An 18965-nucleotide genomic window follows, 5' to 3' on the forward strand; every position below is an offset into this window, starting at 1 on the left:
GGTTCAGCCCTTGGCGGCGGCCGCCGTCTTCTTGGCGGCCGCCTTGGCGGGGGCGGCCGCGGCCGGGATCTCCACGGCGGGGGCGTCGCCCTCGCCCTCGGCCGGCTTCGGGCCGATGCCGAGCTTGCCCTTGATCTTGGCTTCGATCTCGTCGGCCAGCTGCGGGTTGTCGCGCAGGAAGTTGCGGGCGTTCTCCTTGCCCTGGCCGAGCTGGTCGCCCTCGTAGGTGTACCAGGCGCCGGACTTCCGGATGAAGCCGTGCTCCACGCCCATGTCGATCAGGCCGCCCTCGCGGCTGATGCCCACGCCGTAGAGGATGTCGAACTCGGCCTGCTTGAACGGCGCGGCGACCTTGTTCTTGACGACCTTGACGCGGGTGCGGTTGCCGACCGCCTCGGTGCCGTCCTTCAGGGTCTCGATGCGCCGGATGTCGAGGCGGACCGAGGCGTAGAACTTCAGCGCCCGGCCACCGGTGGTGGTCTCGGGGGAGCCGAACATCACACCGATCTTCTCGCGCAGCTGGTTGATGAAGATCGCGGTGGTGTTCGACTGGTTCAGCGCACCGGCGATCTTGCGCAGCGCCTGGCTCATCAGACGGGCCTGGAGACCGACGTGCGAGTCGCCCATCTCGCCCTCGATCTCGGCGCGCGGGACCAGCGCGGCCACCGAGTCGATGATCACCAGGTCGATCGCGCCGGAGCGGATCAGCATGTCGGTGATCTCCAGCGCCTGCTCACCGGTGTCCGGCTGGCTGACCAGCAGGGCGTCGGTGTCCACGCCGAGCTTCTTGGCGTACTCGGGGTCGAGCGCGTGCTCGGCGTCGACGAAGGCGACGGTGCCGCCGGCCTTCTGGGCGTTGGCGGCCAGGTGCAGGGTCAGGGTGGTCTTGCCGGAGGACTCGGGGCCGTAGATCTCGACCACTCGGCCGCGAGGGATGCCGCCCACGCCCAGCGCCACGTCGAGCGCGGTGGACCCGGTGGAGATCACCTCGACCGGCTCGTTCGCCTTCTCGCCGAGGCGCATCACCGAGCCCTTGCCGAACTGCCGTTCGATCTGGGCGAGTGCGGCCTCCAGGGCCTTCTCGCGATCCGTTCCTGCCATGGCTTCCACCCTCGGGTTCTGTCCGTTGCGCTTCATCGTCATCGACGCTAGCGCGTCCCACCGACAAACGGCCCAGATCGGGCTCGGCCTGTGGAAAACTCTGCGCCGAAGCGTACAAAGAACACACGTTCGAATCCAGTCGAAGGTCACCCGACACACCGCGGCCCCGCCCCCGAACCTCCGGGGACGGGGCCGCGACAGCGCACCGGCCGCTGCTTATCCGTGCTGGCCGGAGTCCGTCGGCGTGCCGCTCTGCTGGCCGGCGAACCGCCAGTCGCCGACGCCCTCGGTGGGCCGCGTCTGCACCCCGTTCACCTGGTACTGGGAGTCCGCGGGGCTGTTCCCGGTCTGCGGCGCGCCACTGGCGCCCTGGCCCGGCTGGCACCCGTCCCCCTTGGCGGGCGCCGGGCCGACGATCGACAGGGTGACCGTGTTCTGCGGCACGCCGGGCGTGCCCGCCCCGTCGAAGACGCTCAGCTGGACGCTCCTCGTCTGCTGCCCAGCAGTCTTCCCGGGCGCCGGGATGCCGGCCAGCGTGTCGCGCTTCTGCCGCGCCCCGTCGACGGTCGAGTACAGGTCGATGATGTCATCGGTGGAGCTCCAGGACTTCTGGACGGACGCCTCCGTCGGCTTCTCGAGCGACGGGTCCGCGGCGTGGCGCTCCTGCCAGATCGCCACCGCCTGCTCATACGCCTTCTCCTTCGGGGCGAGCGGCCAGTGCGACTTCCAGACCTGCCACTTCTTGCCCTCGGTGGTGCCCTCCGTGACCATCTGCCGCTGGGGCTTGAGCGGGTCCCGCCCGTCGGCCTGCGGCTTCGCCGACGCTCCCGCGCAGTCGCCGGCGGCGGCCTGGACCGCCTGCGCGTTCGAACCGTTCCCGCCGAAGCCGTACAGGCCCGCGGCCGTGCCGCCGCCCAGCGCCACCACCGAGGCCAGCGTGAGCGCGCCGAGCATCGTGCGGCGCCGGCGCCGGATCCGCCGTCCGCCGTCCAGGATGCCGTCGACCGGCACCGGGCCGATCGTCACGGCCTCCGCTGCCGCCGCGAGCCCCAGCTCGACCGGCTGGTCCCCACCGACCTCGGGCATTCCGTTCTCCCCCGCAGTCATACCGCACCTCCCACACGCGTCATGTCCGTCAGTTCCTTCAGCCCCGCGGTCGCCCGCAGTTTCGCTATCCCCTTGGCCGCGTGGCTGCGCACGGCCCCCGTCGAGCAGCCCATGGCGGCGGCCGCCTGGCTGTCGGTCAGGTCTTCCCAGTGCCGGAGCACCACGGCCTCGCGCTGCCGGGGCGGCAGTGCGGCGAGTGCCGTCAGCAGCACCCGGCGCTGGTCGGAGCGGGCGTACCCGTCCTCGGTCCCGGCGGTGTCCGGCACGGCGTCGACGAGCACTTCCGGTGCACGGCGCCGGAAGCGGCGGGCGTGCTGGTTGATCATGATCCGACGCACGTAGCTGTGCGCGTCGTCGGCACGACGCACCTTCGACCAGGCCGCGCAGGTCCGCTCCGCCGCCGATTGCGCGAGGTCCTCGGCCGCGTGCTGGTCACCGGTCAGCAGGTACGCCGTCCGCAGCAGCCAGGGCCAGGCGCCGACGATGAACGCCCGGAACTCCTCGTCCGGACCGATCTGTTTGTCGCCCATGAACACCTCCTCGCCCATCAAGAGCCCAGCGGTGGGGCAAACCGCTTACTCATGCGACGACCGACCTGCCGGACGTCTCCGGACGGCAGGTCGGTCGTGGTGCGGGGTGCGGGTGGTCAGACCTCGGAGCGGCGCTCCTCCGGCTCCGCGCCGGCGTCGGCCGGCCCGCCGCTCACCATCTGCCGCAGTCGCCGCACGGCCTCCCGTCGCCGCTGGCGGCGCTCCTCGCCGCGGTCGATCCGCGGGTCGTCCTCGACCTCGTAGCGCCGCACGTAGGTGCCGACGAAGCCCTGCAGGGTGGCGGCGGCGGGGATGGCGATCAGTGCGCCGACCGCGCCGAGCAGCGCGGCGCCGGCGATCACCGCGCCGAAGGCGACGGCGGGGTGGACGTCGACGGTCTTGGCGGTGATCCGCGGGTGCAGCAGGTAGTTCTCGATCTGCTGGTAGACGATCACGAAGCCGAGCACCCACACGGCGTCCACCGGCTGGCCGGTGAGCGCGACCAGGACGGGCAGCGCGCCCGCCAGGTAGGTGCCGATGGTGGGGACGAACTGCGACATGACGCCGACCCAGACGCTGAGCGCGGCCGCGTACGGCAGTCCGATGATCGTGAAGAACGCCCAGTGCCCGAGGGTGGAGACCAGCGCCAGCACCGCCCGGGAGTACAGGTAGCCGCCGGTCTTGGCGAGCGCGATCTCCCAGGCGCGCAGCACCTCGGCCTGCTTGGTGGGCGGCAGCATCGAGCAGACGGTGCGCCGCACCCGGGGGCCTTCGGCGGTGAAGTAGAAGGTGAACAGGCCGACGGTGAAGGCCTGGAAGAGCCCGCCGACCACGGTGCCGGTGACGCCCCAGACGTTGTCGGCGGCCTGCTGGGCGTACTTCTCGATGGTGCCGGAGTCCTTGAGCACCTGGTGCTGGAGCTGGTCGAGGGACAGCTCGGTGTGGAAGGTGTGGTTGGTCCAGTCGATCACGTCGTGCAGCATCTGCGGCAGCTTCCCCGCGACCTGGGTGACCTGGTCGACCATCAGGGTGCCGAGCGCGGTGAGGAAGCCGGCGACGGCCAGGCCGACGCCGATGAACACCAGGAAGGTGCCGACGCCGCGGCGCACGCCGCGGGCGGCCATCCGGTCGACGGCGGGTTCCATCGCGAGCGACAGGAAGAACGCGACCAGCAGCATCACGAACAGGTTGATCAGCTGGTGGAAGGCCCAGTCGGCGAGCTGGAACAGGCCGACGCCCACCAGTGCGAGCAGCATCGCCTTGGGCAGCCAGCGCGGCATCGCACCGCTGCCGGCGCCGCCGCGGCGCAGCCGGTGGCCGGTGGGGTCGGCGGTGTCGCCGCCGCTCTGTGTGCCCGGCGGGGCGCTCACGGGGAGGTGTTCGTCGGAAAGCTGGTCGGGGGTCTCTGCACTGCTGGCCACCGACCAAGTCTCACCCAACGACCGGCGAATCGGGTCACCGCAGCTGTGCGGACACTCCCTGGGTGACGCACACCACTCGCCACACGTCCTTGGCCTCCCAGCCGGCGTCCAGTGCCTGGCGGACGGTGCGGCCGTCGAGTTCGGCCATCACGTGGTCCTGGGCGAAGGACTCCGCGTACGCCTCGCCGAAGTGCAGGTGCATCCGTCGCCAGAATTCGGTCAGCCTCATGCGCCCAGTATCCGGTACCGGCAGGTCAGTGCGGCAGGGCGAGGATGCCGGAGCCGTAGTAGTCGCGGTTCTCGCAGCCGACCGGCAGGGTCTGCACGCAGTTGCCGTCGGCGGCCCGGGTGAGCGCGGCGGTGATCCGGTCGGGGTCCCAGTCGGGGTGCTGGGCGGCGACCACGGCGACGGCGCCGGTGACGTGGGCGGCGGACATCGAGGTGCCGGCCAGGGCGGCGTACTTGCCGCCGGGCCAGTCGGAGATGACGGCGCCGTCGGTGCCGCCGTCCGGGTCGCCGCCGGGTGCGGTGAGGGAGATCCGGCCCCGGCCGTAGTTGCTGTAGGAGGCGGGCAGGCCGTTGCGGTCGACGGCGCCGACGGTGACCACACCGGGCAGTTCGCCGGGCAGCCGGATGCATTCGGTGCCGAGTTCGCGGTCCTGCGGGGGGCCGCCGGTGCGGTCGTTGGGGCTGCGGTGGTCGGGCCGGGTGGCGGCGAGGTCCTGGGCGTCGTTGCCGGCCGAGGCGACCACCACGGCGCCCTTGCGCTGGGCGTAGGCGACGGCGCGGCCGACGGCGGCGATCAGCGCGGCCTGGTCGGCGTCCTCGGGGCAGTTGTACTTCCACGGGTCGGCGAAGTAGCTGTCGTTGATGGCGCGGGCGCCATGATCGGTGGCCCAGAGCATGCCGCAGACGATGTTCTCCGCGTAGTACTGGCCGAGCGGGCCGAGCAGCCGGACGGCGGCGATCCGCACGCCGGGGGCGACGCCGGTGACGCCGTGGCCGTCGCGGGCGGCGCCGACGATGCCGGCGACGTGGGTGCCGTGGCCGCTCTCGTTGATGGCCGGGTCGGGCCGCCAGGCGCCGCTGCGGGAGTCGGGGCGGCCGTCGGCGCAGGACGCGGAGGCGGCGGGGTCGACGGCCTCGCGCAGGTCGGGGTGGGTGTCGTCGACGCCCGAGTCGAGCACCGCGACGGTGACCTGGGACAGCTGCTGGGCGGTGGGGACGGCGCCGGTGCGGTCGGCGGAGCGGTCGGCCGGGTGGTCCAGCGGCGGGTGCAGCAGCGCGGCGTGGCCGACGGGGCGTTCGACGGCGCCGATCATGGCGAGGTTCCAGTCGCTGTGCTCGCCCGGGTCGGGGACGGTGGCGGTGCTGTCGTCCTGGGCCTCGATCGCGTCGGTGGTGCCGGCCCCCGGTCCGAAGGCGGCGCCGGCCAGCGGCCGGGGCGGGGACGGCACGGGAACGGTGCGGGTGGCGCCGACCCCGGCTATCCCGGGCCGGGCGCGCAGCTTCTCGGCGAACCTGCCGTCGGCGTAGGCGAGCACGGCGCCGATCTGCGGATAGCCCTGGACGACCTGCCCGCCGGCCGCCCGGACCTGGTCGGCGGCGTGGTCGGCGCCCTGGGCGTCGGCGCGCTCGTCCAGCACCAGGTAGCTGAGGTAGCTGCCGTCGGTGCCGGTGACGTAGGGGACGGCTCCGCCGAGCAGCAGTCCGGAGAGCAGGGTGGCGCCGAGGATGCGGGCGCTGCGGCGCCGTGGGGTGCTGTCGGGGGCCTGGCTCACCTGCTCCATCGCACGCTCCGCTCGTCGGCCGGGCCGGACGCCCGAGGGGTCGGGCGTCCGGTTCCTCACGATATGAGCGATTTATACGATTTGCTGAGCGGGCTGCGGCAGACGGTGACCACCCCCTGACCTGTCAGCGCGTCGGGGCACCATGGGTGCATGGCCACCTCCGTCCCCGCCCCGTCCCCGAACCCGCTGGACGGCTTCGCGCCGGCCACCCGGTCCTGGTTCACCGGCGCGTTCGCCGCCCCCACCGAGGCCCAGTCCCGGGCCTGGGCGGCGATCCGGCTGGAGACGGACGTCCTGGTGGTCGCCCCGACCGGCTCCGGCAAGACCCTGGCGGCCTTCCTGTCCGCCCTGGACCGGCTCAGCTCCACCCCGCCCCCGGCCGACCCCAAGCGCCGCTGCCGGGTGCTCTACGTCTCCCCGCTGAAGGCCCTCGCGGTGGACGTCGAACGCAACCTGCGCGCCCCGCTCGCGGGCCTGCGGCAGGCCAGCGTCCGGCTCGGCCTGCCCGAGCCCGAGGTGCAGGTCGGAATCCGCTCCGGCGACACCCCCGCCGCCGACCGCCGCAAGTTCGCCACCCACCCGCCGGACATCCTGATCACCACCCCCGAGTCACTGTTCCTGCTGCTCACCTCCGCCTCCCGGGAGGCGCTGCGCGGCATCGACACGGTGATCCTGGACGAGGTGCACGCGGTGGCCGGCACCAAGCGCGGCGCGCACCTGGCGCTCAGCCTGGAGCGGCTGGACGAGCTGCTGGACCGCCCGGCCCGCCGGATCGGCCTGTCCGCCACCGTCCGCCCGGTCGAGGAGGTCGCCCGCTACCTGAGCCCGCAGCGCGGCGCGGCGATCGTCCAGCCCGGCAGCGACAAGCGTTTCGACCTGTCCGTGGTGGTGCCCGTCCCCGACCTCGCCGACCTGCCCGCCACTCCCGCCGAGGAGACCGACCCGAAACGGCAAGGGTCGATCTGGCCGCACGTCGAGGAACGGATCGTCGACCTGGTGCAGGCACACCGCTCGACCATCGTGTTCGCCAACTCCCGCCGCCTCGCCGAGCGGTTGTGCAACCGGCTGAACGAGATCGCCTACGAGCGGGCCACCGGTGCCCCGCTGCCCGAGTCGCACGCCCCCGCCGAGCTGATGGGCGGCTCCGGCGCCGCCGCCGGCGCCCCGCCGCTGCTGGCCCGGGCTCACCACGGCTCGGTGTCCAAGGAGCAGCGCGCCCTGGTCGAGGAGGAGCTGAAGGCCGGCCGGCTGCCCGCCGTGGTCGCCACCTCCAGCCTGGAACTGGGCATCGACATGGGCGCCGTCGACCTGGTGGTGCAGGTCGAGTCACCGCCCTCGGTGGCCTCCGGCCTGCAGCGGGTCGGCCGGGCCGGGCACCAGGTCGGCGCGGTCTCCACCGGCGTGGTCTTCCCCAAGTACCGGGGCGACCTGGTGCAGTCCGCCGTGGTCACCGAACGGATGCGCTCCGGCGGCATCGAGGCCCTGCGGGTGCCCCGCAACCCGCTGGACGTGCTCGCCCAGCAGCTGGTCGCGACGACCGCCCTGGACACCTGGGACGTGGACGAGCTGCTCGCGCTCTGCCGCCGCGCCGCCCCGTTCGCCACCCTCCCGCAGTCCGCGTTCGACGGCGTCCTCGACATGCTGGCCGGCCGCTACCCGTCCGACGCCTTCGCCGAGCTGCGCCCCCGCCTGGTCTGGGACCGCGTCGCCGGCACCGTCACCGGCCGCCCCGGCGCCCAGCGCCTCGCCGTCACCTCCGGCGGCACCATCCCCGACCGCGGCCTGTTCGGCGTCTTCATCGCCGGCGCGGACCCCAAGAAGGGCGGCGGCCGGGTCGGCGAGCTCGACGAGGAGATGGTCTACGAGTCCCGGGTCGGCGACGTGTTCACCCTCGGCACCACCTCCTGGCGGATCGAGGAGATCACCCACGACAAGGTGCTGGTCACCCCCGCCCCCGGCATCCCCGGCCGGCTGCCGTTCTGGAAGGGCGACTCGCTCGGCCGCCCGCTCGAACTCGGCCGCGCCGTGGGCGCGTTCGTCCGCGAGGTCGGCGCTATGGAGCCCGCCGCCGCCACCGCCCGGCTCCGCGCGGCCGGCCTGGACGACTGGGCGTCCGGCAACCTGCTCGCCTACCTCGCCGAACAGCGCGAGTCCTGCGGCCACCTGCCCGACGACCGCACCATCGTGGTGGAACGCTTCCGCGACGAACTCGGCGACTGGCGCATCATCATCCACTCCCCCTTCGGCGCCCAGGTGCACGCCCCGTGGGCGCTGGCCATCGGCGCCCGCCTGCGGGAGAAGCACGGCCTCGACCCGCAGGTGATGCACGGCGACGACGGCATCGTGCTGCGCCTGCCCGACGCCGACCTGCTGGCCGACTTCCCCTCCGGCATCGCGGCGCCGCCCGCCGACGAGGCCCCGGTCGGCGCCGACGCCGCCGTCTTCGACTCCGGCGACATCGAACAGCTCGTCACCGACCAGGTCGGCGGCTCCGCCCTGTTCGCCGCCCGCTTCCGCGAGTGCGCCGGCCGCGCCCTGCTGCTGCCCCGCCGCAACCCCGGCAAGCGCACCCCGCTCTGGCAGCAGCGCCAGCGCGCCTCCCAACTCCTCGAGGTCGCCGCCGAGTACGGCTCCTTCCCGATCGTGCTGGAGGCCGTCCGCGAATGCCTGCAGGACGTCTTCGACGTCCCCGGCCTGGTCGAGCTGATGCGCGACCTGGAGTCCCGCGCCGTCCGCCTGGTCGAGGTCACCACCCCCGAACCGTCCCCGTTCGCCCGCTCCCTGCTGTTCGGCTACGTCGCCCAGTTCCTGTACGAGGGCGACTCCCCGATCGCCGAACGCCGCGCCGCCGCCCTCTCGCTGGACTCCCGGCTGCTGTCCGAACTGCTCGGCCAGGCCGAACTGCGCGAACTGCTCGACCCGAAGGTGCTCGCCGACCTGGAGGCCGAACTCCAGCGCCGCACCCCCGAACGCCGGATCAAGGACGCCGAGGGCGTCGCCGACGCCCTGCGCCTGCTCGGCCCGCTCGGCGAGGACGAACTCACCGAACGCGGCGCCGAACCGCTCTGGGCCCTGGAACTCGAAGCCGCCCGCCGGGTCATCCAGGTCCGGATCGGCGGCCGCCTGCGCTGGTCCGCCATCGAGGATGCCGGCCGCCTCCGCGACGCCCTCGGCACCCCACTGCCGGTCGGTGTCCCCGAAGCCTTCACCGAGCCCGTCAAGGACCCGCTCGGCGACCTGCTGGCCCGCTACGCCCGCACCCACGGCCCGTTCACCGCCCACGAGGCCGCCGAACGCTTCGGCCTCGGCAGCGCCGTCGTCACCGGCACCCTGCACCGCCTGACCGCCGCCGGCCGCCTGGTCCAGGGCGAGTTCCGCCCGCCCGTCGCCCACCACCACCCTTCTGACGAAGCGCTTCGCGCCCCCCTTTTTGCCACCGGCACCACCCCCGAATGGTGCGACGCCGACGTCCTGCGCCGCCTGCGCCGCCGCTCGCTCGCCGCCCTCCGCCACGAGGTCGAAGCCGTCCCCCCGAAGGCCCTGGCCGCGTTCCTCCCCCAGTGGCAGCACCTCGCCGGGCACCGCCTGCGCGGCGCCGACGGCCTCTACCGGGTCGTCGAACAGCTCCAGGGCACCGCCCTGCCCGCCTCCGCCCTCGAGAAGCTCGTCCTGCCCGCCCGCCTCACCGACTACTCCCCCGGCCTGCTGGACGAACTGATGGCCGCCGGCGAGATCGGCTGGTCCGGCGCGGGCGCACTGCCCGGCAAGGACGGCTGGATCAGCCTCCACCTGCCCGAGAACGCCCACCTGCTGCGCCCCGAACCACTGCCGCTCACCCCCGGCCCCGTCCACACCGCCCTGCTGGAGGCGCTCACCGGCGGCTACGGCGCGTTCTTCCGGCAGCTCGCCGAACGCGTCCCCGACACCCCGGACGCCGAGATCGTCGAAGCCCTCTGGGACTTGGTCTGGGCCGGCTACGTCACCAACGACACCCTGGCCCCCCTGCGCAACCTGCTCGGCTCCGGCCGCACCGCCGGCGCCACCGCCCACCGGGCGCCCCGCTCCACCCCGCGCGGCCGCTACGGCGGCGCGGGCCGCGGCCTGGCCCGCCCCAGCTCCCGCTCCGGCCCGCCGACGGCCGCCGGCCGCTGGTCCCTGCTGCCGTCCTTCGGCGGCGACCCGACCGTACGGGCCGCCGCCCAGGCCCAGGCCCTGCTGGACCGCCACGGCATCCTCACCCGCGGCACCGTCACCGCCGAACGCGTCCCCGGCGGCTTCGCCGGCGTCTACCGCGTCCTGGCCGCCTACGAGGAACGCGGCAAGGCCCGCCGCGGCTACTTCGTGGAAGGCCTCGGCGGCGCGCAGTTCGCCATGGAGGGCGCCGCGGACCGCCTGCGCTCCGTCAACTCCCGTCTGGAGCGCACCAACGGCGACTGGTCCACGAGCACACCCGCGGAGGCCCCGCAGGCAATCGCACTGGCCGCCGCCGACCCCGCCAACGCGTTCGGCGCGGCGCTGCCCTGGCCGGAACCCCCCGCGGACACCACCGGCGCCCACCGCCCCGCCCGCAAGGCCGGTTCGCTGGTCGCCCTGGTCGACGGCGAGCTGGTCCTCTACCTCGAACGAGGCGGCAAGTCACTGCTCACCTGGTCCACCGACGCCCCGACCGTCACCGCGGCCCTCACCGCCCTGTCCCAACCCCTCACCATCGAACGCGTCAACGGCCACCCCGCCCTCACCAGCCCCCTGGGCCCCCACCTGGAAACGGCCGGATTCCACGCCACCCCGAAGGGCTACCGGATCAGATGATTGCGCGACAAGCGCAAGCCCGTCCGCAAGGTCGCGATCACGTGCAAGTCACTCTGCCGCGTCGCGATCTCGCGGTTGGATGCCTTCCGCTTCGCGCAGTTCCCCGCGCCCCCGGTCTCGCACCCGCACAGTCTTCGCGTGCACCGGAATGAGCCCCGCCCCCCACCAGCCGGCCGCAAGCATGCCGAGGGCGGCACCGCCATCTCTCACGGTGCCGCCCGTAAGCAGCAGTATCAGACCCAGGCCCACCAGTGCCGTGGCACCCAGCAGCAGCGCTCTGCGCAACGCGGGCATTGCGCCCCTCCTTCACCCGGCGCTCCGCGAGTGCGGAACGGTCGAGGTCCGGTCAGGCCGCCACCACGTCCATCGCCGCCTTGGGCGAGATGGATCCGGACCGGTCGACGCCGGGGGCCGGCAGCGGAACCGGTTCGAGCACCGGCCTCAACAGGTCACCCTCGGAGAGGGTGGCCATCGCCGCAAGTTCGGCGAGCGACAGTTCGTCGCTGACCTCGCGCATGACCTCCGACATCCGCACGTCGAGTGCGTCGCAGATGGCGGAGAGCAACTCGGAGGACGCCTCCTTCTGACCCCGCTCGACCTCGGAGAGGTACCCGAGCGAAACCCTGGCGGCTGCCGACACCTCGCGGAGTGTGCGGCCCTGGCGCTGGCGCTGCCGACGCAGCACATCGCCAAGCAGGCGACGGAGCAGAATCATCGGTGCCTCCCTCCTCGGACTGCGGATCGAGATGTCACGACCCCACCGTACCGCCTTGTCCGTGTCCCGTGCGGGGACCGGGGTCGTGTTCACTCTGGGCTGCAAGGCGTCCCCTCCCCTGTTCTTCCCCTTCCGGGCCGTCGAACCACCCGTGACGGGCAGATGTCCGGCTCCGGACGCCCGGTCGAACCCTGGTCGACGCGGGGGCGGTCCGACCGGGTTCGGCCCGGCCGGAGCATCCGGTGTAACACGTTCCTCCATCGGCTGCTGCGGGTTCACGGGTTTCGGCCCGCCCCGCCCGGCTGCCGGTGATGGTCAGCCGTTGGCGTCGGGCCCGGTCAGCCGGCGCAGCAGCAGATCGAGCGCGGCGTCCACCGACTGGTGCCGGATTGTGTCACGCCCACCCGACAACCGGAGCGGCAGTGCTTCTGTTCCCCGCGCTCCGGCGAGGCCCACGTACACGGTGCCGACGGGCTGTCCGTCCTGCGGGTCGGGCCCGGCGACGCCGGTGGTGGCCAGGGCCCAGTCGGCGCCGAGCAGGTGCCGCGCCCCCTCGGCCATCTGCCGGGCCACCACGGGGTGGACCGGTCCGTACACGTCCAGCAGGCCTTCGTCCACGCCGAGCACGGACGCCTTCAGGTCGGTGGCGTACGCGGTGACCGAGCCCCGGAACACCGCGGAGGCGCCGGGGACGTCGACCAGGGTGGCGGCCAGCAGGCCGCCGGTGAGCGACTCGGCGACGGCCAGGGTGGCGCCGTCGGCCCCCAGCGCCGCGAGCAGGCGGGCGGCGAGGTCACTCACCGCGGCGCTCCCGGGCGATGCCCTCCCGGCGCAGCCGGACCGCCTGGACCACGTAGTCGAGGCCGGTACCGACGGTGAGGACGACGGCGATCGCCATCATCACCGCGCGGCCGGTGGCCAGCGGGCCGGTGAGCACCAGGACGTACATGCCGACGGCGATGCCCTGCGCGAGGGTCTTGAGCTTCCCGCCGCGGCTGGCCGGGATGACCGCGTAGCGGATCACCCAGAACCGCATCAGGGTGATGCCGAGTTCGCGGGCCAGGATCACGGCGGTGACCCACCAGGGCAGGTCGCCGAGGATCGACAGGCCGATCAGGCCGGCGCCCATGATCGCCTTGTCGGCGATCGGGTCGGCGATCCGGCCGAAGTCGGTGATCAGGCCCTTGCTGCGGGCCAGCGCCCCGTCGAACACGTCGGTGATCATGGCGACGGCGAACGCCGCCCAGGCGAACGCCCGCCACTTGGGGTCGTGCCCGCCGTCGGCGAACATCAGCGCCACGAAGACCGGGACCAGCAGCAGCCGGAACATCGTCAGGACGTTGGCGATGTTCCACAGGCCGGGCTGCGGCGGCGGGACGGCGGCCGGGGTCGGCCGGGTCTCGGCCGGGGCCCCCGGCCCCTTGGTCATACGTCGGCTCCGAGCTGCGTGATCGCCTCGGCGACCAGGTCGACGCCCTCGGTGCCGACCACGGTGGCCCGGTAGAACTGCCCGATCTCGGCGTCGTCGGCGCCGAGCAGGGTGGTCAGGCCGTCGGTCTCGGGGGCCTGGTGGACGGCGCGGCCCTCGACGACACCGTCCTCGATCGACTCGACCAGCACGGTGACCTCGCTGCCGACGCGCTGTTCGGCGCGCTGCGCGGTGAGTTCCTCGGCGAGCTTGGAGAGCCGGGTGACGCGGTCGTCGACCACGTCCTGGTCGAGCTTGCCGTCGTAGCCGGCGGCCTCGGTGCCGTCCTCGTCGGAGTAGCCGAAGACGCCGATGGCGTCCAGGCCGGCGTGCGTGATGAACCGTTCCAGCTCGGCGAAGTCCTCCTCGGTCTCGCCGGGGAAGCCGACGATGAAGTTGGAGCGGGCGCCGGCCTCGGGGGCCTTGGCGCGGATCGACTCCAGCAGGCCGAGGAACTGCTCGGTGGAGCCGAAGCGGCGCATCCGGCGCAGCACGGCGGGCGCGGAGTGCTGGAAGGACAGGTCGAAGTACGGCATGACCTTGTCGGTTCCGGTCATCACGTCGATCAGGCCGGGGCGCATCTCGGCGGGCTGCAGGTAGCTGACCCGGACCCGCTCGATGCCCTCGACGGCGGCGATCTCGCTGAGCAGGGTCTCCAGCAGCCGGATGTCGCCGAGGTCCTTGCCGTACGAGGTGTTGTTCTCGGAGACCAGCACGACCTCGCGCACGCCCTGACCGGCCAGCCAGACGGCCTCGTTCAGCACGTCGCTGGGGCGGCGGGAGATGAAGGAGCCGCGGAAGGCGGGGATGGCGCAGAACGAGCAGCGGCGGTCGCAGCCGGAGGCCAGCTTGATCGAGGCGACCGGGGCGTCGTCCAGGCGCTTGCGCAGGGTGCGCGGGCCGGAGGCGGGGGCGAGGCCCTCGGGGAGGTCCTCGGGGGTGCCGTGGCCGGGCAGCGCGACCTCGGCGGCGGCGGCCTGGCGTTCGACGGGGGTGAGCGGGAGCAGCTTGCGGCGGTCGCGGGGCGTGTGGGCCTCGACGTGGCCGCCGGAGAGGATGGTGTTCAGGCGGGTGGAGATGTCGGCGTAGTCGTCGAAGCCGAGGACGCCGTCGGCCTCGGGGAGGGCGTCGGCGAGTTCCTTGCCGTAGCGCTCGGCCATGCAGCCGACGGCGACCACGGCCTGGGTACGGCCGTGGCCCTTGAGGTCGTTGGCTTCGAGCAGGGCGTCGACGGAGTCCTTCTTGGCGGCCTCGACGAACCCGCAGGTGTTGACGACGGCGACATCGGCTTCGCTGGCGTCGTCGACCAGCCGCCAGCCATCGGCCTCCAGTCGCCCGGCGAGTTCCTCGGAGTCGACCTCGTTGCGGGCGCATCCGAGCGTGACCAGGGCGACAGTGCGGGGTTCAGGCATGACGCCAAGATTAACGCGCGCCCCCCGGTGGAGTTCCCCCCGGAGGGCGCGCGATCTGTTCGGGCGGCCGGATCAGCCCGCCTGCGGGTCGCCCGGGGTGTACGTGAGGTGCACCACCTGGCCGTCCTGACCGGCCGGACCGAGGTCCTTGCCGTTGACGAACAGGTGCACGGCCCCGGCGTTGCCGATCACCAGAGTGATCTTCTTCGGGTCGGTGAAGGTCTGGTCCTGGCCGGCTTCCAGGTTGTTGGAGAACAGCGACTTGCCGCTGCCGTCCTTGGCGGTGACCCAGCTCTTGTCCTGCCCGGCGACCAGCTTGACGGTGACCTTGTCGGCGGGGGCGGCGGCGACCGCTCCGGCGCCCGTCTCGGGGGCCGGCGGCTGCGCGGAGGCCTCCAGGGTGGCCGGGGCGGAGACGCCGGACGGCAGCGGGGCGCTGGCCGCGCCGGGGCCGTTGTCGGTGGAGGACGAGGAGCCGACCAGGTTGTAGCCGATCAGCACGACCACCGCGACGATCGCCAGGACCATCGCGGCGGTCCAGTTCGGGCGGCGGTGGTCGGTGACCTTGACCGGCCCGACGTCGAACAGCCGGGCCGCGGGCGCGGCCCCGCCGTGCTCGGCGTCGTAGCGGGCGACCAGCGCCTCGCCGTCCAGGCCGACCTCGCGGGCCAGCAGCCGCAGGTGGCCGCGGGCGTAGAAGGCGCCGCCGCAGCGGTCGAAGTCGTCGGACTCGACGGCGTGCACGATCGGCACCCGGATCCGGGTGCGGGTGCTGATCTGGTCGACCGTCAGGCCGGCGTCGATCCGGGCCCTGGCGAGCAGCCGCCCGATGCTCGGCCCGTCGGCGGCGTGACTCGGCTCCGCGGGGCGCTCCGGGCCGGCGAAGGCGGACGCGGAGGAGCCGGAGGCGGAGCGGCGGGGGGACTTGCCGATGGTCACTGGGCACGCCTTTCGAGCGGAGGCCATCTGCTGAGTAACCAGTCTAGGGGTGCTGCCGTAACGTTTCTCAACCGGAGGGGGCCCGAACGTGCCACAGTCACGCCACAGAAGTTGACGGGTGGTCACCTCGCCTCCCGGCCGCCGGGACCACCCGCCGCTCACCCGCGCAGCGTCATCAGGACCCCGTCCAGCTCGTCCGGCTTGACCAGCACGTCGCGGGCCTTGGAGCCCTCGCTGGGGCCGACGATGCCGCGCGACTCCATCAGGTCCATCAGCCGGCCGGCCTTGGCGAAGCCGACCCTCAGCTTGCGCTGGAGCATCGAGGTGGAGCCGAACTGGGTGGTGACGACCAGTTCGACGGCCTGGACCAGCAGGTCGAGGTCGTCGCCGATCTCCTCGTCGATCTCCTTCTTCGGGCCGGAGCCGACCACCACGTCGTCCCGGTAGCGGGCGGCCAGCTGGTCCTTGCAGTGCTGGACGATGCGGGCGATCTCCGCCTCGGTGACGAACGCGCCCTGCATCCGGACCGGCTTGGACGCGCCCATCGGCAGGAACAGCGCGTCGCCCTTGCCGATCAGCTTCTCCGCGCCGGGCTGGTCGAGGATGACCCGGGAGTCGGCCATCGCCGAGGTGGCGAAGGCCAGCCGGGACGGCACGTTGGCCTTGATCAGGCCGGTGACCACGTCCACCGAGGGGCGCTGGGTGGCCAGCACCAGGTGGATGCCGGCGGCGCGGGCGAGCTGGGTGATCCGGACCACCGAGTCCTCGACGTCGCGCGGGGCGACCATCATCAGGTCGGCCAGCTCGTCGACGATCACCAGCAGGTACGGGTAGGGCGTCAGCTCGCGTTCGCTGCCGAGCGGCGGCTGCACCGTGCCGGCCCGCACCGCGGCGTTGAAGTCGTCGACGTGCCGGAAGCCGTAGGCCGCCAGGTCGTCGTAGCGCATGTCCATCTCGCGCACCACCCACTGGAGGGCCTCGGCGGCCTTCTTCGGGTTGGTGATGATCGGCGTGATCAGGTGCGGGATGCCCTCGTATGCGGTCAGCTCGACCCGCTTGGGGTCGACCAGCACCATCTTGACCTCGTCGGGGGTGGCGCGCACCAGCACCGAGGTGATCAGGCAGTTGATGCAGGACGACTTGCCCGCGCCGGTGGCGCCCGCCACCAGCACGTGCGGCATCTTCGCCAGGTTGGCCATCACGGTGTGGCCCTCGACGTCCTTGCCCATGCCGACCACCATCGGGTGGGTGTCCTCGGCGGCGGTGCGCGAGCGCAGCAGGTCGCCGAGGGTGACCATCTCGCGGTCCCGGTTGGGGATCTCCACGCCGACCGCGGACTTGCCGGGGATCGGCGAGATGATCCGCACGTCGGGGGTGGCCACCGCGTAGGCGATGTTCTTCGCCAGCGCGGTGATCCGCTCGACCTTCACCGCCGGGCCGAGCTCGACCTCGTAGCGGGTGACCGTCGGACCGCGGCTGAAGCCGGTGACCCTGGCGTCCACCTTGAACTCGGCGAACACCCCGGTGAGCTGGCTGACGATGTCGTCGTTGACCTGCGAGTGGGCCTTGGCCGGGGCCCCGCGCTCCAGCAGGTCCATCGACGGCAGGGAGTAGGCGATGTCGCCGGACAGCTGGAGCTGTTCCATCCGGACAGGCGCCTCGCCGTGGCCGTCGGGCGCCTCGGACGGCCAGGGCTCCTCCGGGGGAGCAGTGTTGTCCTTCACCTGGCCGACCATGCTGGCCACGGTGGGCGAGCCGGCCACGCCGAACAGCAGCGCGCCGTCCACCAGGTCCGCGGCGGCGCCGGCGGCCAGGTCGCGGGTCTGGTACGGGTCCTTCTCGAACGAGACCGGCACCGGGGCGGACGCCTGGTCCTCGTCGCTCTTGCGGCGACGGCGCCTGCGGGGGGCCTCGTCCTCGATGGTGATCGGCAGCGCGTCGGGGTCGGCGTCCTCCGGCGGGGCGGTGGAGTACTCGCGCTCCCCGGTGCCGGGCTCGCCGTCGGCGTCCTCGTACTCGCCGGGCAGCGGCTCGGCGACGCCCAGGCGGACGCCCAGCAGGCGCAGGCGCTGCGGGATGCGGTTGATGGGGGTGGCGGTGACCACCAGCAGCCCGAAGAAGGTGAGCAGCAGCAGCAGCGGGACGGCCAGCGGCGGGCCGGCGGCGGCCATCATCGGGGTGGACACGGCCCAGCCGATCAGGCCGCCGGCCTGCCGGATCCGGGTGGCGCCGGTGCCCATCGCGGGCGCGCCGCAGCCGATGTGCACCAGGCCGAGCACGGCGATCACCAGCGCGGTCAGGCCGATCACTATCCGGCCGTTGGCCTCCGGCAGCTCGGGGTGGCGCATCAGGCGGACCGCGACGGCGCCCAGCAGGAACGGCACCAGCACGTCGAGCCGGCCGAACAGGCCGGAGACCACGGCGGTGGCGGCCTCGCCGAACCAGCCCTGCGGGCTGGCCCAGGTGCCGGCCGCGACGACCAGGGTGAGCGCCAGCAGCAGCAGCCCCACGCCGTCCTTGCGGTGCTCGGGGTGCAGGTTGCGGGCGCCGTGCCCGTAGCTGCGGAACACCGCGCCGATCGCGTGCGCCAGGCCCAGCCAGATCCGCCGGACGGCCCGGAAGAGTATCGGCCTGGGCGCGGGCGCCGCGGGTGCGGCGGCGGCCGCCTTCTTGGCCGGGGCCTTCTTCGCCGGAGCCTTCTTGGCAGCGGGCTTCGCGGCGGATTTGGCGGGGGCGGCCTTCTTGGCGGCTGTCTTCTTGGCCGGCCCGGGCTTGCTGGTGCGTGCGTCGGCGCTTCCGGGCGTTCGTGTGGCCATGGGTGGCAGCCTACCGGCGCCACCGGGCCCCGGACATGCGCGGGCGCACTTCGGCGGGTTGCACCGTCGACGTACCGTCAGCGGCCGGCGAACCACTCGAACGAGTGACGCTGACGGCCGTTCAGTTCGCGCCGGGGCGCAGCGCGTCCAGGGCCCGGCGCAGGCCGGCCAGTTTGCGCTCCAGGTGGGCGGCGGTCGCGGCGGCGCCGGCGCTGTCGGCGGTGGCGTCGAGCTGCTTGGTGAGCGCCTCGGCCTGTTCCTCGACGGCGGCCAGCCGGGCCGACAGCTCGCCGAGCAGCGCCCCGCCGATGGCCGGTTCCTCGTCCGTCTCCAGTTGCAGGCGCAGCAGCGCGGCCTGCTCCTTGAGCTGGGTGTTCTTCACGTACAGGTCGACGAAGACGGAGACCTTGGCGCGCAGCACCCACGGGTCGAAGGGCTTCGAGATGTAGTCGACCGCGCCGGCCGCGTAGCCGCGGAAGGTGTGGTGCGGACCGTGGTTGATCGCGGTCAGGAAGATGATCGGAATGTCCCTGGTCCGCTCGCGGCGCTTGATGTGCGCGGCGGTCTCGAAGCCGTCCATGCCGGGCATCTGAACGTCCAGCAGGATGACCGCGAAATCGTCGGTGAGGAGCGCCTTGAGCGCCTCCTCGCCCGAGGAGGCGCGTACGAGCGTCTGGTCGAGCGCGGAGAGGATCGCCTCCAGGGCGAGCAGGTTCTCCGGACGGTCGTCGACCAGGAGGATCTTCGCCTTCTGCACCAGGACCCGCCCTCCTGCCGGTTGTTTCCCCAGAGCGGGCACCTTCGTGCCGCCCATCACTGCCCCGGTCATGCTAGCCGTACCCCCTTGCCTGCCACAG

The 18965-nt window shown here is 73.1% G+C and carries 15 protein-coding genes; 1 reads left to right on the forward strand and 14 read right to left on the reverse strand.

Annotation, left to right across the window (positions count from 1 at the left end):
• Window positions 1-3: 3 nt before the first annotated feature.
• From recA to ACGFWJ_RS31230, 6 genes are all read right to left on the reverse strand, one after another.
• Window positions 4-1101: a recombinase RecA gene (gene recA / locus ACGFWJ_RS31205; RefSeq protein WP_387648734.1), complete on the reverse strand. Its 1098-nt coding sequence runs from the start codon at window positions 1099-1101 to the stop codon at window positions 4-6.
• Window positions 1102-1317: 216 nt separating this feature from the next.
• The gene (locus tag ACGFWJ_RS31210; protein ID WP_392955461.1) at window positions 1318-2187 is read right to left on the reverse strand and encodes a hypothetical protein; all 870 of its coding nucleotides are present in this window, start codon (window positions 2185-2187) and stop codon (window positions 1318-1320) included.
• A gap of 17 nt (window positions 2188-2204) precedes the next feature.
• The gene (locus ACGFWJ_RS31215) at window positions 2205-2738 is read right to left on the reverse strand and encodes a SigE family RNA polymerase sigma factor (RefSeq protein WP_387648728.1); all 534 of its coding nucleotides are present in this window, start codon (window positions 2736-2738) and stop codon (window positions 2205-2207) included.
• A 116-nt stretch (window positions 2739-2854) separates the two neighbouring features.
• Window positions 2855-4159, reverse strand: coding sequence for an AI-2E family transporter (locus ACGFWJ_RS31220; RefSeq protein WP_392955463.1), 1305 nt, complete (start codon window positions 4157-4159; stop codon window positions 2855-2857).
• Between the two features lie 34 nt (window positions 4160-4193).
• Entirely contained in the window at window positions 4194-4388 is a 195-nt protein-coding gene (locus ACGFWJ_RS31225; RefSeq protein ID WP_387648722.1) for a DUF3046 domain-containing protein, read from the reverse strand.
• A gap of 25 nt (window positions 4389-4413) precedes the next feature.
• Window positions 4414-5949: a S8 family serine peptidase gene (locus tag ACGFWJ_RS31230; protein WP_392955465.1), complete on the reverse strand. Its 1536-nt coding sequence runs from the start codon at window positions 5947-5949 to the stop codon at window positions 4414-4416.
• A gap of 150 nt (window positions 5950-6099) precedes the next feature.
• On the opposite strand from ACGFWJ_RS31230, the gene ACGFWJ_RS31235 reads away from it, so the two are divergent.
• Window positions 6100-10758, forward strand: a complete 4659-nt coding sequence (locus ACGFWJ_RS31235; protein WP_392955468.1) for an ATP-dependent helicase — start codon at window positions 6100-6102, stop codon at window positions 10756-10758.
• A 48-nt stretch (window positions 10759-10806) separates the two neighbouring features.
• Here ACGFWJ_RS31235 and ACGFWJ_RS31240 read toward each other — a convergent pair whose 3' ends face one another.
• The 8 genes from ACGFWJ_RS31240 to ACGFWJ_RS31275 all read right to left on the reverse strand — a co-directional run bounded on the left by ACGFWJ_RS31240 (window position 10807) and on the right by ACGFWJ_RS31275 (window position 18868).
• Entirely contained in the window at window positions 10807-11052 is a 246-nt protein-coding gene (locus ACGFWJ_RS31240) for a hypothetical protein (RefSeq protein ID WP_392955470.1), read from the reverse strand.
• 52 nt (window positions 11053-11104) lie between these two features.
• On the reverse strand, window positions 11105-11473 hold the full coding sequence (locus tag ACGFWJ_RS31245; protein WP_030457965.1) for a helix-turn-helix domain-containing protein: 369 nt from the start codon (window positions 11471-11473) through the stop codon (window positions 11105-11107).
• A gap of 315 nt (window positions 11474-11788) precedes the next feature.
• Window positions 11789-12274, reverse strand: a complete 486-nt coding sequence (locus ACGFWJ_RS31250; RefSeq protein ID WP_387866593.1) for a CinA family protein — start codon at window positions 12272-12274, stop codon at window positions 11789-11791.
• Window positions 12267-12902 carry a CDP-diacylglycerol--glycerol-3-phosphate 3-phosphatidyltransferase gene (pgsA, locus tag ACGFWJ_RS31255; protein ID WP_387648709.1) on the reverse strand — a complete coding sequence of 212 codons (636 nt, stop codon included), beginning with the start codon at window positions 12900-12902 and terminating at the stop codon, window positions 12267-12269. The genes ACGFWJ_RS31250 and pgsA overlap by 8 nt, the downstream gene beginning before the upstream one ends.
• Entirely contained in the window at window positions 12899-14353 is a 1455-nt protein-coding gene (rimO, locus tag ACGFWJ_RS31260) for a 30S ribosomal protein S12 methylthiotransferase RimO (protein WP_387866591.1), read from the reverse strand. Before rimO ends, pgsA begins: the two co-directional genes overlap by 4 nt.
• A gap of 72 nt (window positions 14354-14425) precedes the next feature.
• A complete protein-coding gene (locus ACGFWJ_RS31265; protein ID WP_392955474.1) occupies window positions 14426-15319 on the reverse strand; it encodes a helix-turn-helix domain-containing protein in 894 nt (297 codons plus the stop codon).
• 131 nt (window positions 15320-15450) lie between these two features.
• On the reverse strand, window positions 15451-18108 hold the full coding sequence (locus ACGFWJ_RS31270; RefSeq protein WP_392955476.1) for a DNA translocase FtsK: 2658 nt from the start codon (window positions 18106-18108) through the stop codon (window positions 15451-15453).
• A 121-nt stretch (window positions 18109-18229) separates the two neighbouring features.
• Complete coding sequence (locus tag ACGFWJ_RS31275; protein ID WP_380488803.1) at window positions 18230-18868, reverse strand: two-component system response regulator; 639 nt, start codon at window positions 18866-18868, stop codon at window positions 18230-18232.
• Between the last annotated feature and the right edge of the window lie 97 nt (window positions 18869-18965).

The organism is Kitasatospora sp. NPDC048407, from assembly GCF_043200475.1.
GTDB lineage: Bacteria > Actinomycetota > Actinomycetes > Streptomycetales > Streptomycetaceae > Kitasatospora.